The sequence below is a fragment of the Limnobacter humi genome (assembly GCF_024518835.1).
In the GTDB taxonomy this organism is placed as follows: Bacteria; Pseudomonadota; Gammaproteobacteria; order Burkholderiales; family Burkholderiaceae_B; genus Limnobacter; species Limnobacter humi.
In genome coordinates this window covers 731,151-745,430 of sequence record NZ_JANIGO010000001.1, presented here as the reverse complement: position 1 = coordinate 745,430, position 14,280 = coordinate 731,151, and the positions used below count along the sequence as shown (strand labels likewise).

Here is a 14,280-nt window from a genome sequence, read left to right as displayed (position 1 = left end):
CCCATCGCGCCTGTGAGCGCACCCCATTCAGACGACAAGGAGAGGACTGTGAACAACCCCGTGGCCATCATCACCGGTGCGGCCGGTAACTTGGGACAGGCCGTTGCCACCCACCTGGGACAGGCGGGCTACCGGCTGCTGCTGGTGGACCTGAACCAACCCGATTGGGATGGCGAGACCGATGCCGTGTCGATCGGCAATGTGGACTTGACCTTGCCGGAGCATGCTCAGGAAGTGGTGAGTCAGGCTTGGGAATACTTCGGTCAAATTGATGCGGTGGTGAATATTGCGGGAGGTTTCGCCTGGGAAACCCAGGCGGAGGGCAGCCTCGACACCTGGAGCAGCCTGTTTGCAACCAATGTGCACACAGCCGTCAACCTGTGCCAAGCCGTATTGCCACAATTCCAGGCTCAGCAAAGCGGAGTCATTGTGAATGTGGGCTCGGCCGCTGCCGCACAGGGTGGCGTGGGCATGGCTGCGTACGCGGCCGCCAAGTCGGCTGTGTTGCGCCTGACTGAGAGCCTGGCCGCAGAAAACAAGGCACTGGGCATCCGTGTGAATGCGGTGCTGCCTAGCATCATCGACACCCCCGCCAACCGCGACAGCATGCCCGATGCTGATCCTGAAACCTGGGTGCAGCCCCAATCATTGGCCGAAGTCATCGCGTTTCTGTTGTCCAATGCCGCACGTGATATTCACGGCGCCGGTATTCCGGTGGTGGGGCGGGTTTGAGGTAGCCTGTCGAATCTGAAGGGGGCGGTCCCTGCGCTGGCTTGGCAACATCCGTTATCGGGTCTGTCGGGTACAACATCCAATTCACCTGGCCAATCCAACCATGCTTCTCGCCCGCCTCGCTTTGTCCTGTTTCGCTGCCATGGCGCTCTGGTCTGTTTCTGCTTGCATGGACGGCAGCACAACGCCGGGCGCGCAGCAGCCGTCTGCCAATATTCAGCCCGCAGAAACCCGTCCACAGGTGTTTGGGGTGAACAACTTCAAACCCTTGCCCGCAGCGCCCCAGGTGGACCCTGTCACGCAGGCTGCCCGCGACCGCATTCTAGGCCCCAATGCTGTCGATCAAAGCACTGTGAAATTGTGGTGGGTGGGGGTTTCCAGCTTTATTGTGGCGGGGCAGGGCCATGTATTTTTGCTCGACGCCTGGGAAATTGTGGGGCTGCATGCCAACTATGTGCCGATCGGGCGCGAGGAGTTGGCTGCGATCAAGCCGGAAGCAATTTTGGTGGGCCATGGCCATTTTGACCATGCGGCCGATGTGGGCTACGTGGCGGGGCACAGCGGTGCGGTGGTGGTGGCGGGCAGCACGGTGTGTGACCTGGCGCGCCAGCGCGCAGCCGATGCTGGCTTGAATGCCACCTTCCCTTGCGTGAACCTGGGCGATGACACCAATACCCAGCCTGGCAGTTTACAAAGCCTAAAATTGTGGGAAGACCTGCCGGAGGTGACCATTCTGCGCCACACCCATTCGGCGGCAGAGCCGACGGATCTGTTAAGTGGCGGGCGCCCCTTGGTATTCATTCCCGATGTGCTGACTTACCCCACCTATCTCAACACCAGCCCCCAAGAGACGGCTGCATTTTTGGGCAGCCTGCGCGACGATGGCGGTGTGGGCCAGCCGGATGGCGGCACCTGGGCTTACCACTTTCAGTTTGGTGATTTCACCCTGTTTTGGCACGACTCAGCCGGGGTCATGAAGGCCGGCAACCCAGACAGCCTGGCCATTCAACAAGCGATAGCACGCTTGCCCGGTTGTGTGGACGTTCAGCTGAATGCGATCGTGGGGTTTGGCATGGTGACCAGCGCCTACCGCGATGCCTTGGCCTATGTGGCTGCAGCCCACCCCAAGCTGGCCTTGCCCACACACCACGATGCTTGGGCACCCGGCATTGGCGGTGGAGCAAAGGCGTATGAGCAAACCTGGCGTGAGGCGGTGGCCAGCCTACCCAGCCCACCTGCGCTGGATTACCTCACCGACCCCATGGATTACATGAAGCCCCGGGTGTTTAACATCAATGACCCGCGCTGGTCGGGCGGGTGCCGCTAACATCGATGTTTCAAGCCGTGCAGGTAGTTGTCGATGTCAAACATCGCTTGTTGAACCAGGTCAAAATTGGGATTGAGTACCCAATTGGCAAACAGACCGTCAATCAGCGAGTGAATGCCAATGGCGGCCTGCAAGGCGTTCAATGCAGCTGGCAGTTCACCTTTGCGAATGGCCCGTTCAATATCACCCTGAATGTCTGAAATACAACCCTGACGGGCCTCCAGATGCTGATCCCGAATGGGCAGCATGTCGTCCACCAGTTCTGTTTTGTGCATCACGATGTCGAACACCCGCTGGGTTTGCGGGCTTTCAGCCAACACGCGAACCACATGCAGGGTGCGTTCGCGAATGTAGTTCAGCGGAGACACTTCCGGGTCGGCATCGGCTGTCGCCAAAAATTCATCCATGGGCAGCGTGACCCGGCGCATCATGGCATCCAGCAGATCAGCCTTGTTCTTGAAGTGCCAATAAATCGCACCCCGCGTCAGCTCCGCAGCTTGGGCGATGTCGTTCAGCGTGGTGCGGGAAACGCCTTTTTCCGAGAACACTGTTTCAGCCGCATCCAGAATTTGGTGGCGTGTTTCCTGGGCTTCTTCCTTGGTTTTTCTGACCACAATTTTTCCGACGCAACATTGCAAAATTGTTTACATACACTCGTGTATGTATGTATTATCTGACTTCTTGGTCATTAAGGCAACATGAATTTTGGAGCATGCCATTCACAAGAGGGCAAGGCTTCTTTTCTCCACAGACGGGGCTCACATGCATAGCAAGTCACTGAATAAAAACAAACATTGGGTATTGATCACAACCATGGCACTGGCATTGGCCGCTTGCGGCAAGGGCGGACAGCAAGGCCCAGCGGCCGGCCCTGGTGGCCAGGCCATGCCCGTTCCTGTGGTGGAAGTGCAACCCAAAGACTTGAGCCTGACCTATGAATACCCTGCCCAGATCAGCGGCATTCGCGAAGTGGAAATTCGCGCCCGGGTGAGCGGCATTATCGAAAAGCGTTTATTCACCGAAGGGGGGCGTGTGAAGCAAGGCCAGTCCTTGTACAGCCTGGACAATGCGCCTTACCAGACCGCACTCAACCGTGCCCTGGCCACCGAAAATGCAGCCCGTGTGCGCGCTGAACAAACCGAGCGGGATTACAAGCGGGTGCAACCGCTGAGCGAAAGCAAAGCGGTGTCTCAGTCAGAACTTGAAGCGGCTCGATCGGCCATGGATGTGGCCAAAGCGGATTTGGGTGTGGCCAGTGCTGCCGTGCGTGAAGCCCGCTTGAACCTGGCTTATGCCCGGGTTGAGTCGCCGGTGACAGGTTTTGCCAGCCGCTCGCTGAAGTCGGAAGGCAGTTTGGTGTCAGGCCCGGCTGAGTTGTTGACCACCGTGACGCAGGTGGACCAGGTGTATGTGAATTTCGGTATTCCAGAGAAAGATCAGGAAGCTTTGCGCACGGCATTGGCCAACGGTACTGCCAATATCAAGGATGGTGCGCTGCGGGTTGAAGTGCTGGGCAAAGACGGTAAACCCACTGAGTTCAACGCCAAGCTCAGCTTTAAGGATGTGCGTGTGAACCCTTCCACCGGCACGGTGGACGCACGGGCCGTGATCGACAACCGAAAAGAAATATTGAGCCCCGGGCAATTTGTTCGGGTGCGTGTGAGCGGCGCTGTGCAACCCAATGCGGTGCTGTTGCCACAGCGTGCTGTGCTGGAAAGCCCCATGGGCGGCAAGATCGTGATGACGGTCGGGCCTGACAACAAAGTGGCCCCCCGCCCTGTGCAGGTTGCGCAGTGGAGTGGCGACCAGTGGGTGGTTCAAAGTGGCTTGAATGCAGGCGACAAGGTGATCACCGATGGCTTTATGAAAGCGCCACCCGGCACACCCGTGAAGCCGGTGGTGGCGGGCTCAAACAATGAGCCCCAAGCAGCCAAAGGCAAATCTGCCGATGCAAAACCTGACGCTAAATAAGCCACAGCCTGGAAGGAATTGATTCATGTTTTCTCGTTTCTTCATCGACCGGCCTGTGTTTGCGGCTGTGCTGTCGATTTTTATCGTGCTGGCGGGTTTGGCCGCCATGCGTGGGTTGCCCATCGCCCAATACCCGGAAATTGCGCCACCGGTGGTCACCGTGCGTGCGGTGTACCCCGGTGCCTCGGCCCGTGTGATTGCCGACACCGTGGCAGCGCCCATCGAGAATGCCATCAATGGTGTGGAGAACATGATGTACATGAGCTCCACTTCCGCCTCCAGCGGCGTGGTGGAAATTCAGGTGACCTTCGAAATTGGCACCGACCCTGACCAGGCCGCGCTGAACGTGAACAACCGTGTGAAGCAGGTCGAAAATATTTTGCCGCAGGAAGTGCGCCGGCAGGGGGTGACGGTCAACAAGGGTTCATCGGCCTTCTTGCAGGTGGTGGCGTTTTATTCCGATGATGGACGGTTTGATGACTTTTACACCTCCAACTACGTGACCTTGAACGTGCTGGACCGCATCAAGCGGATTCCCGGGACCACCAACGTACAAATTTTTGGCGCGAAAGACTACGCCATGCGCATCTGGATCAAACCCGACCGCATGGCCCAGTTGAAGCTCACCGCCAGCGACATTGCGCAGGCCATCAATGAGCAGAATGCCCAGTTTGCGGCGGGCAAGGTGGGCCAAAACCCCAACCCCAGCAACCAGGAACTGGTCTACACCATCACCACCAAAGGGCGATTGGCTGACCCGGCCGAGTTTGAAAACATCCTGATCCGCGTGAATCCGGATGGCTCATCGCTGCGCCTGAAGGACGTGGCCCGCGTGGAGTTGGGCTCGAAAGACTATGATTTCATGGGGCGCATCAATGGCAAACCCGCCACGCTGATGGGTATCTTCTTGCAGCCGGGTGCCAATGCGCTGGACGTGGCCGACAATGTAAACGCCACCCTGCAGGACATTGCCAAGAGCTTTCCGGAAGGGTTGAGCTACGCGGTGCCGTATGACACCACCCGCTTTGTGAAAGTGTCCATCCGTGAGGTGGTAAAAACACTGGCTGAAGCCATGATTCTGGTGTTCATCGTGGTGTTTGTGTTTCTGCAAAACTGGCGTGCCACGCTCATTCCGATTTTGGCGGTGCCTGTGTCGCTCATCGGTACCTTTGCAGGCTTGTACATGCTGGGCTACTCCATCAATACGCTGACCTTGTTTGGCATGGTGCTGGCCATCGGTATTGTGGTGGACGACGCCATTGTGGTGTTGGAAAACGTGGAGCGCATCATGCACGAAGAGGGCTTGAGAGCCCGCGCTGCTGCCATCAAGGCCATGCAGGAAGTGACCGGCCCCGTGATTGCGATTGTGCTGGTGTTGTCGGCCGTGTTTGTGCCAATTGCATTTTTGGGTGGCCTGACCGGCGAACTGTATCGGCAGTTTGCGATCACGATTGCAATTGCCGTGATCATTTCCGGCATTGTGGCGCTGACACTCACCCCGGCCTTGTGTGTGCTTATTTTGAAGTCGGAACACAAGCGCCCCAACCGCTTTTTTGATGCATTCAACAACGGCTTTGCGCGCCTCACCAACCGGTATGTGGGTGGTGTGAAATTCCTGAGTGTTCGGCCGGTGTTGGGCATTGTGTTGTTCGGCGTGATGCTGGTGCTGACCGCAGGTTTGTTCAAGGCCACGCCCGGTTCACTGGTGCCCGATGAAGACCAGGGTTATTACATTGCGGCGGTGTTCTTGCCCGACGGTGCCACCCTGCAGCGCACCGACAATGTGGTGAAGCGTGTGCTGGATGCTACCCAGGCCAACCCGGCCAATGAATACTCCGTGGCATTCACAGGCTTTGACTTCTTGGGTGGCAGCTTTAAAAACAACGCCGCCACCATGTTCATTACCCAGCGCCATTGGGATGAGCGCAAACAGGACACCAAGCAACTGGTGGGCGAATTGTTTGGCCGCACAGCGGGTGAACAGGAAGGTTTGGTATTGGCCTTTGCGCCACCCCCCATTTTTGGTTTGGGCACGGCCGGTGGTTTTGAGTTTTACATTCAGAACAAGGGCGAAGGCGGCCCTGAAAAACTGGCCCAGGTGATGGGTGCGTTTTTGGCCAAGGCCAACAAAGACCCGCGCCTGGCCGGTGTGCAAACCCTGTGGCGGCCCGGTACCCCGCAGCTTTTTGTGGATGTGGATCGCGAGCGTGCACTCGCCATGGGCGTGAATGTCAACGAGGTGTTTGACACCTTGGCGGCCAGCCTCGGCACGTATTACGTGAATGACTTCAACAAGTTTGGCCGCACCTGGCAGGTGTTGATGTCGGCTGACAAGCAATACCGCAGCAACCCGGAAGACATCGGCAACCTGTATGTTCGCTCCAACAAGGGGGAGATGATCCCAATATCCGCCTTCTCCAAAGTGGAGTACTCTCAGGGCCCTGAAACGCTGGAACGGTTCAACAATTTGCCGGCGGTGAAGTTGCTGGGCAGTGGTGCGCCGGGTGTTAGTTCCGGCGAAGCATTGAAGGCGGTTGAAGAGATTGCGAAGGAAACGCTGCCCGCAGATTTCACCTACGACTTTTCGGGTGCATCGTTCCAGGAAAAGCGGTCAGCTGGTTCGTCGAGCTTCTCGTTGGTGTTGGGCGCCCTCATGGTGTTCCTGATTCTGGCAGCGCAGTACGAAAAGTGGAGCTTGCCGTTGTCGGTGCTGCTGGCCATGCCATTTGGCCTGTTTGGCGCGCTGTTGGCCGTGTGGCTGCGGGGCATGCCCAACGATGTGTACTTCCAGATTGGCCTGGTGACGTTGCTAGGCCTGGCTGCCAAGAATGCCATTTTGATTGTGGAGTACGCGGTGTTGAAACGCACGGAGGGCATGAGCGCCATGGATGCTGCCCTGGAGGCGGCTCGTTTGCGTTTCCGTCCGATTTTGATGACCTCGCTGGCCTTCATTCTCGGCGTGGTTCCGTTGGCGTTTTCTCATGGGGCTGGCGCCGGTGCACGAACCGCCGTGGGCACCGGGGTGATGGGTGGCATGACCGCCGCCACATTGCTGGCCATTTTCTTTGTGCCGCTGTTTTACCGGCTGATCGACCGCAGCAAGAAGGGCGGTCGTCACCATGACAGCGAAGACGAACAAATCATTGAAACCTGATACCAAACCAAGGGGATCCAGATGAAGTTAACAACCCTTCCCAAAACAATGGTTGCACTGGGCGTGGCGACCCTGCTGTCCGCCTGCGCATCCAACATTCCGTTGCTGAATACGTTCAAGCCCCAAGCACAGCCTGAAAAAGTGGTGGTGCAACAGCCCGAGGGCACAACCGGTGTGGGCATGAATGGCGTTGACCAGGAACGCTGGTGGCTGCTGTTGAACGACCCGGTGCTGACCCAGGTGGTTGAACAGGCCTTGAAAAACAACACCGATGTGCGCCTGGCCAACGAGCGTCTGAATGAAGCTGGCGCGGTGCTTGGCCTGGCCAAATCTGCCAAATACCCAGCTATTTTTGGGCAGATTACCGAGAACCGTGCGCGCACCAGCCGGTCCACCAACAGCCCCTTTGTGAACAATAACCTGACAGAAAGCACCCGCCTGGGCATTGGTGCCACGTGGGAGCTTGACCTGTGGGGCAAAATTTCTGCGCAGGAAGATGCAGCCCGCGCCAGTTTCATGCAGCAGGGCTACAACATGCGGGGTGTGCGCCTCAGCGTGGCAGCCACCGCAGCATCGCTGTACACCCAAATCCGCGTGCTTGACCTTCAAGTGAAAGTGTTGGAGCAAACCCTGCAAAGCCGTGAGGCCGCTTACAAGCTGGCCCAGCAGCGTTATGACGTGGGTTTGAGCAACGAACTGCAGTTGCGCCAAACCGAAGCCGAATACCAGTCAGTGCGGGCCCAGTTGCCCGATACCCGGGAGCAGCTGTCGCGTGCCATGAACGCGCTGGCTGTGATTGTGGCAGGCAACCCCCCAGCGCTTCAGCCGCTGAAGGTTGAAAACCTGCAGCTCACCAAACTGTTTATCCTGCCGGAAAACACCCCGTCCGAATTGCTCTTGCGCAGGCCCGATTTGTCGGCCGCTGAGCAGCAGTTGGCCGCAGCCGATGCCAACCTCAATGTGGCGCGCAAGGCGTTTTTCCCGTCGATTGGCCTCAGTGCATTTGCAGGGCGTGAAAGCTTCGCGCTTGAAAACTTGTTTACTGGCCCAGCCAAGGTGTGGAACTTCCAGGCACAAATTACCCAGCCCATTTTCCAGGCAGGTGCTTTGTTTGATGCCCGCGATGCTGCCGTGGCCCGCCGCAATCAAGCGGTGCTGCAGTACGAGGCCAGCATTCGCACGGCCTTCCAGGAGGTGTACGACGCCATCGTGGCCCAACGGGAGGCCCGTGAACGCCTGACGGCTCGCCAAAAACAGGTTGAAACACTGACCGAGGTTGTGCGGTTGGCGCAATTGCGTGTGGACAACGGGGTGGCCAACCAGCTCGAATTGCTGGATGCACAACGCAATTTGTTGGCTGCACAATTGAGCTGGGCCTCAGCCTGGCAGCAGCAGCAGGGTGCCACTCTGCTGATGGTCCGGGCGCTGGGTGGTGGTTTCAAGCGTGAGGCCGAGCAAACCGCATCCAATTGACCCCGCGAATGCGGTCAAGAAGAGGGTTTGTTTGTTAAATATATGTTGCCTCGCAACATAACAATTTAGAGCAAGCCCTCGAAAACCCGGACTTTTCGGCGCAGCATGGACAGGCTATGATCAAACGGTGACATTACTCAATGTCACCAATGTTTGTAAAACAAGTAAGGTGTGCGGCACCGCCAGCTCGCCTCGGGAGACCTGTCATGAATGCGATTGCCAATGTCGTCAATGCCCTGCGGGGGCGGGGGCGTGAACCCAGGCCCGCCTCCAAAACCGAGATTGAACTGAAGCAGCGTGCGGTCAAATTTGACTGGAAACAAACGCCCATCGACTGGTTGCCCAACGAGCCTTTCTCCAGTTACTTCATCAACGAGATCAACCTGATTTTGCCTGAGGGCGAGTTTTGGTTTTGCCGCCTGTACAACAAGGCGCTGCCGATGATCACCGATGAAAAACTGCGTGAGGATGTGCGCGGCTTCATCAAACAGGAAGCCATGCATGCCCGTGGCCACAACACCGCTACCGATGAATACCTCGCACAGCGGGGCATCAACCCGGAACGCAACCGGGCGGTGATGAAACACCTGTTCAATGTGATTCTGGACGACAAGCCGTTTGGGAAAACCCTGCCCAAATGGGCTGAAAAGCAATGGCTGTTGGCGCGCCTCGGTTTGATCGCCACCATTGAGCACCTGACCTGTGTGCTGGGCATGTATGCCTTGGAGAACAAAGAGTGGGACAAGCTGGGGGCAGACCCTGTGTTGCTCGACCTCATTCGCTGGCATGGCGCCGAGGAAGTGGAACACCGAAGCGTGGCGTTTGACCTGTATCAACATTTGGGTGGCAGCTATTTCTCCCGCTATTACATGACCCTCTTGGTCTTTCCCATGATCTTTGGCATTTGGGTGGATGGTGCTGCCAATTTGATGAGCCAGGATCAACGCCTGGCCAAGCACAAGCCCGCATTCTACAAACCGTGGGTGTGGGTGAACTGGTTCAAGGAATCCCGCCGGGGCTTGCTACCCAGTCCGCTGTGGTTGGCCTACCGCACCTTGCCCTATTTCAGCCCCTGGTATGACCCCAGCCATGAAGGGTCTACTGAACTGGCCGCTGAATATCTGACCAGGTCGCCAGCGGCGAAAGCAGCCACCTCAGTCGCTGCTGCTGCACACGGTGGCAAGCGCCACAGCGCACCCCAGGCCGTTACAATGGCTTGATGCACACACATCAACCGGACCGTTACACGGAATTCACCCCCTGCATCGATGCACTCATCGAGCAGGTGGGGAAAGACCTCCACGTGGCTCTGCCTCTGGGCTTGGGCAAGCCCATCGAGTTTGTGAATGCACTGTATGCCCGTGCACGTCGCGATCCCTCCATACAACTCACTTTTCTGACCGCGCTCTCGCTGGAGAAGCCCTTGCCGTCCAGTGACCTGGAGGCGCGCTTCATGCAGCCGTTTGTAGAGCGGGTGTGGGGCAACTGCCCGGATTTGCAGTATGCGGTGGATGCAACGAACGGCAAGTTGCCGCCCAATGTGCGTGTGAAGGAGTTTTTCTTTAAGCCGGGTAGTCGGCTTCAGCACCCGCAGGCGCAGATGGATTACATCAGCACCAATTACACCATGGCTGCACGGGATGTGTTTTTGCAAGGCTGCAATGTGGCCGTGCAGCTGGTGTGCAAACCGGCCGATGGTGACTCGCATCGCCTGTCGTTGTCCTGCAATCCCGACACCTCGGTCGAGCTGATTCGGCTATTGAAAGACAGCAAGCGCACGCACCGGGTCATTGGCGTGGTCAACCAGCAGCTGCCTTACATGGTGCACGACGCTGAGGTGCCCGTGGAATTGTTTGATGCCATCGTCGACAATCCGCGTTTTTACTCCACCCTGTTTTCAACGCCAAAACTGCCCGTGGGTGTGGTCGATTACGCCCTGGGTTTGCACGTGGCCGCCTTGATACGTGATGGTGGAACCTTGCAAGTGGGCATCGGTGCATTGGGTGACGCGGTGGTGTACGCCACCCTACTGCGCCATCAAAAACCCGCTGTGTTCAAGGCAGCACTCAGCGTATTGGGGCAAACGGCAGCGCAGCGCACCTTGGCCGATGCTGTGGGTGGGTTTGAACCGTTTGAGCACGGTTTATACGGCGCCACCGAAATGCTGGTCGATGGGTTCATGGAACTTTACAAAGCGGGCATCTTGAAGCGGGAGGTATACACGCATGCCGCTTTGCAGGCTGTCGTTCATCAGGGGGCATGCCCCAAGGGCAGCATTCCGCCGGATATCCTGGACCACCTCAATCGCCATGGTCTGCGTGAAATCACCCCCTTTCAGTTCCGGCAACTGCAGTTTCATGGTGTCTTCAAACCCAATCTGAAGCATGAGGGCGTGCATGTTGTGTTGGAAGGCGGTGAGCGGGTACTGGCCAATCTGGCCGATCGGCAAGCCCGACGGGTGTTGGCACAGCACTTGGGTTCACGCCTGCTCAATGGCGTGGTGTTGCATGCAGGTTTCTTTCTGGGGCCGCGCAGTCTTTATCAGTTTCTCCATGACTTACCGGATGTCGAACGTGCCCGCATCGCCATGACCGGCGTTGAGCATGTAAACCAACTGGACTTGAACCCAACGCTTTACCGCGCCCAACGGGTGCATGCGCGTTTTGTGAACACGGGTGTGATGGTGACCAGCAACGGGGCGGTGGTGTCCGACGGCTTGGCCGACGGCCGCGTGATTTCCGGTGTGGGTGGCCAATACAACTTTGTGGCCATGGCCCAGCAATTGGACACAGGCCGAAGCATCCTCATGATCCGTGCAGTGCGCGACAAGGAAGGCAAGACTGCGGAACCTTCGAGCAATGTCGTGTTCAACTATGGGCATTGCACCATTCCGCGGCATTTGCGGGATATCGTGGTGACCGAGTACGGCGTGGCAGACCTGCGCGGCAAAACCGATGAAGAAGTTGCCAAGGCGTTGTTGAACATCACGGACAGCCGCTTTCAGCCCACCTTGCTGGCGCAGTTGAAAGCGGCAGGCAAAGTGCACACCAGTTACCACATCCCGGCAGAACACCAACACAACACACCCGAGCGCCTGGCTCAGGCCTTAAGCCCTTTTATTCACAAGGGTCTGTTTCCTGCCATGCCATTTGGTACCGACCTAACCCCCATGGAACTGAACCTGGCGCACGCACTGAAGGGGATAAAAAGGGTGGCCGATGCAACCCCGGCCTGGAAACTGGCGCTAAAGGCCCTGGTGTACCGCCATGCTGGGAAAGAATTTGATGAGGAGCTGGCCCGCATGCAGCTCGACAAACCCAGGTCTTTGAAAGACAGGGTGGTTCGCATGCTGCTGATTGAACAATTGAAACTTTCCAGAACTTGAGCGGTCATTCGATGACGTGTTAAGGTTTTGGCATGAAGCAGACCACCCGAATCATTTTCTGGCTGATATTGTTGGCCCTGCCCTTGCAAGGTTTTGCACAGGTGGGGTATTTGTCATGCCACATGGGGCAGATGGACACTGCGCAGCACGATGGCATGGCGCACATGACCATGGACCATGAGACCATGGACCAACACGCAGCTGCCAAGGCCGACCCCGGCAAGAAGGCCTGCTGCACCTGTGCAGTGGCCTGTACGGTGATGGCATTGCCCGTTGCAGTGGCGCACATCGCCCCTGTTATCCAGCATGTGCCGGTGGCCACTGAATTCACCCCCCTTGTGCCCACCCAGGCTCCAGTCCCACCCGACAGGCCGCCCCGATCCTTCACGCTCTGATCAATCGCTTTCAATCGGCTTGACCTTGCCAACATGGGAAGGTTTAGTCTTCCTGTCATCGTATTCAGTGAGCGTGAATTATGTCATTTACCCTTTTCAAAAGACGTCTTGGCGTGGTGCTGGCCGTGTGGGCAGTGTTGTCTGCACTGACGGCAGCCCATGCAGCCACGGCCGAGCAGACACGCACAACAGCCCAAGAGGCCATGCCCTACACCTCGGCGTTTGAGCAATACACCCCTTGGGTAGAGCCCAATATTGCACCCTGGCCCGCAGTAAACGATACCGTGCGCACCGTGGGTGGTTGGCGCAGTTATGCCCGCGAAGCGGCGGAAGGCCACGATGAGGCGTCACATACGCAGGGTATGGGTACCCAGCAGGAGGTCAAACCATGACGGAACGACTTCATTTTCATTTGCCTGCCCGTGTGTGGGTTATGCCTGCCTTGGCGCTATTCCTGAGCAGTTGTGCATCCATGGACGTCAATCGAAGCATGGAACGCATTAACTCTCGCCACGTTGAATTCACCCAGGACCTTTTGCAATTGGCTCAAACCCCTGGGCAACGCAAGGCCATGCGTGAAAAAGCCGACGCACTGTTGCAACAGCCTGTTAATCAAACCACGGCCGTCAACCTGCTACTGGTCAACAGCCCAGCCTTTCAGGCATTGCTGGCTCGCCACTGGGCTGACGGTGCACAGGCCGCACAGACGGGTCGGCCTGGCAATCCAGTTTTTACCTTTGAACGCACCACCTTGCTGGATGAACTGGAAATCGGCCGACTGTTGACGTTTGGTCTGATTGACCTGTTAAGTCTGCCTGCCCGGCAGGGTGTTGCCGCAACCGCCATCGAGCGCAGTGAATTGGCCATGGCCAATTCGGTGGTTGAGCAGGTCACCCAGGTTCGGCAAACCTGGGTCAATGCTGTGGCGGCCCGGCAGCAAGCGGCCTACGCCCGTCAGGTGGCTGACAGCGCGAAGGCCAGTGCTGAGCTGGCCAAACGAATGCAGGAAGTGGGCAATTTCAACCGCTTGACACGGGCCCGTCAGCAGGCCTATTACGCCGATGCTGTGTCCAGCCTCGCTTTGGCTGAGCAAAAAGCCACGGCAGCCCGTGAGCAACTGGTGCGCCTGTTGGGTTTGACTGATCAGCAGGCGCAACAACTGAGCCTGCCCGATCGATTGCCCGATATTCCGACGCAACCCCTGATGCCCGCTGCGATGAATGTCCAGCAGGACAACCGGCTGGATGTGCAAATGGCTCGGCTTCGTTTGAAAGAATTGAACCAGGCTCAAACAGTGAGCCTGATTGGGTCATTTCTGGATGTGGATGCGGGCATCCGGCGTGACTCGGTTTTCGACAATGCGGCCGGAACATCGGCCACCCGCAAAGGTTATGAGCTGGATTTGCGTTTACCTCTCCTGGATTGGGGTGACCAGAAGCGGGCGGCCTATTCCGCAACAACCCTGGCAACCCTCAATACGTTGGATGCCACTTTGCGTGCCAGTAACTCCAGCCTGCGCGAGCAATATGCCAACTACCGCACAGCCTGGGATATTGCCCATCACTACCAGACCGAAGTGGTGCCACTCAAGAAAATCATTTCCGATGAAAACCTGTTGCGTTACAACGGCATGTTGATTGGCGTATTCGAACTGTTGGCCGACAGTCGCGAGCAAATCAATGCGGTGATGGGCGCACTGCAAGCGCAAGCCGATTTCTGGCGGGCCGATGCTGCGCTCAAGGCTGCGCTGGTCGGTAAACCCATGGACACTGCCCTGTCGTCGCCCTTGCGCGCATCTGCCAGTGCAGAGCCCGCAGGCCACTGAACACAGCATAAGGAATTC

Annotated in this window: 11 protein-coding genes; 10 read left to right on the top strand and 1 reads right to left on the bottom strand. The window is 57.6% G+C overall.

Annotated features, from left to right (window positions below; all coding sequences use genetic code 11):
- Window positions 1-48 precede the first annotated feature (48 nt).
- Entirely contained in the window at window positions 49-732 is a 684-nt protein-coding gene (locus NQT62_RS03550; protein WP_256763194.1) for an SDR family NAD(P)-dependent oxidoreductase, read from the top strand.
- A 103-nt stretch (window positions 733-835) separates the two neighbouring features.
- Entirely contained in the window at window positions 836-2,059 is a 1,224-nt protein-coding gene (locus NQT62_RS03545; RefSeq protein ID WP_256763193.1) for an MBL fold metallo-hydrolase, read from the top strand.
- On the opposite strand, the gene NQT62_RS03540 is transcribed toward NQT62_RS03545, so the two are convergent.
- Complete coding sequence (locus NQT62_RS03540) at window positions 2,056-2,673, bottom strand: TetR family transcriptional regulator (RefSeq protein WP_256763192.1); 618 nt, start codon at window positions 2,671-2,673, stop codon at window positions 2,056-2,058. The genes NQT62_RS03545 and NQT62_RS03540 overlap by 4 nt on opposite strands.
- A 199-nt stretch (window positions 2,674-2,872) precedes the next feature.
- Between NQT62_RS03540 and NQT62_RS03535 the strand changes: the two genes are divergently transcribed.
- The 8 genes from NQT62_RS03535 (at window position 2,873) to NQT62_RS03500 (ending at window position 14,262) form a co-directional block, all read left to right on the top strand.
- On the top strand, window positions 2,873-4,030 hold the full coding sequence (locus tag NQT62_RS03535) for an efflux RND transporter periplasmic adaptor subunit (RefSeq protein WP_256763190.1): 1,158 nt from the start codon (window positions 2,873-2,875) through the stop codon (window positions 4,028-4,030).
- Between the two features lie 25 nt (window positions 4,031-4,055).
- Window positions 4,056-7,184, top strand: coding sequence for an efflux RND transporter permease subunit (locus NQT62_RS03530; protein WP_256763189.1), 3,129 nt, complete (start codon window positions 4,056-4,058; stop codon window positions 7,182-7,184).
- A 21-nt stretch (window positions 7,185-7,205) separates the two neighbouring features.
- On the top strand, window positions 7,206-8,657 hold the full coding sequence (locus NQT62_RS03525; RefSeq protein ID WP_256763188.1) for an efflux transporter outer membrane subunit: 1,452 nt from the start codon (window positions 7,206-7,208) through the stop codon (window positions 8,655-8,657).
- 206 nt (window positions 8,658-8,863) lie between these two features.
- The gene (locus tag NQT62_RS03520) at window positions 8,864-9,877 is read left to right on the top strand and encodes a metal-dependent hydrolase (RefSeq protein WP_256763186.1); all 1,014 of its coding nucleotides are present in this window, start codon (window positions 8,864-8,866) and stop codon (window positions 9,875-9,877) included.
- Window positions 9,877-12,042 carry an acetyl-CoA hydrolase/transferase C-terminal domain-containing protein gene (locus tag NQT62_RS03515; protein WP_256763185.1) on the top strand — a complete coding sequence of 722 codons (2,166 nt, stop codon included), beginning with the start codon at window positions 9,877-9,879 and terminating at the stop codon, window positions 12,040-12,042. Before NQT62_RS03520 ends, NQT62_RS03515 begins: the two co-directional genes overlap by 1 nt.
- Before the next feature lie 32 nt (window positions 12,043-12,074).
- Window positions 12,075-12,437: a hypothetical protein gene (locus NQT62_RS03510; protein ID WP_256763184.1), complete on the top strand. Its 363-nt coding sequence runs from the start codon at window positions 12,075-12,077 to the stop codon at window positions 12,435-12,437.
- Between the two features lie 80 nt (window positions 12,438-12,517).
- Complete coding sequence (locus NQT62_RS03505; RefSeq protein ID WP_256763182.1) at window positions 12,518-12,829, top strand: hypothetical protein; 312 nt, start codon at window positions 12,518-12,520, stop codon at window positions 12,827-12,829.
- Window positions 12,826-14,262, top strand: coding sequence for a TolC family protein (locus NQT62_RS03500; protein WP_256763181.1), 1,437 nt, complete (start codon window positions 12,826-12,828; stop codon window positions 14,260-14,262). Before NQT62_RS03505 ends, NQT62_RS03500 begins: the two co-directional genes overlap by 4 nt.
- The last annotated feature ends 18 nt before the right edge of the window (window positions 14,263-14,280 follow it).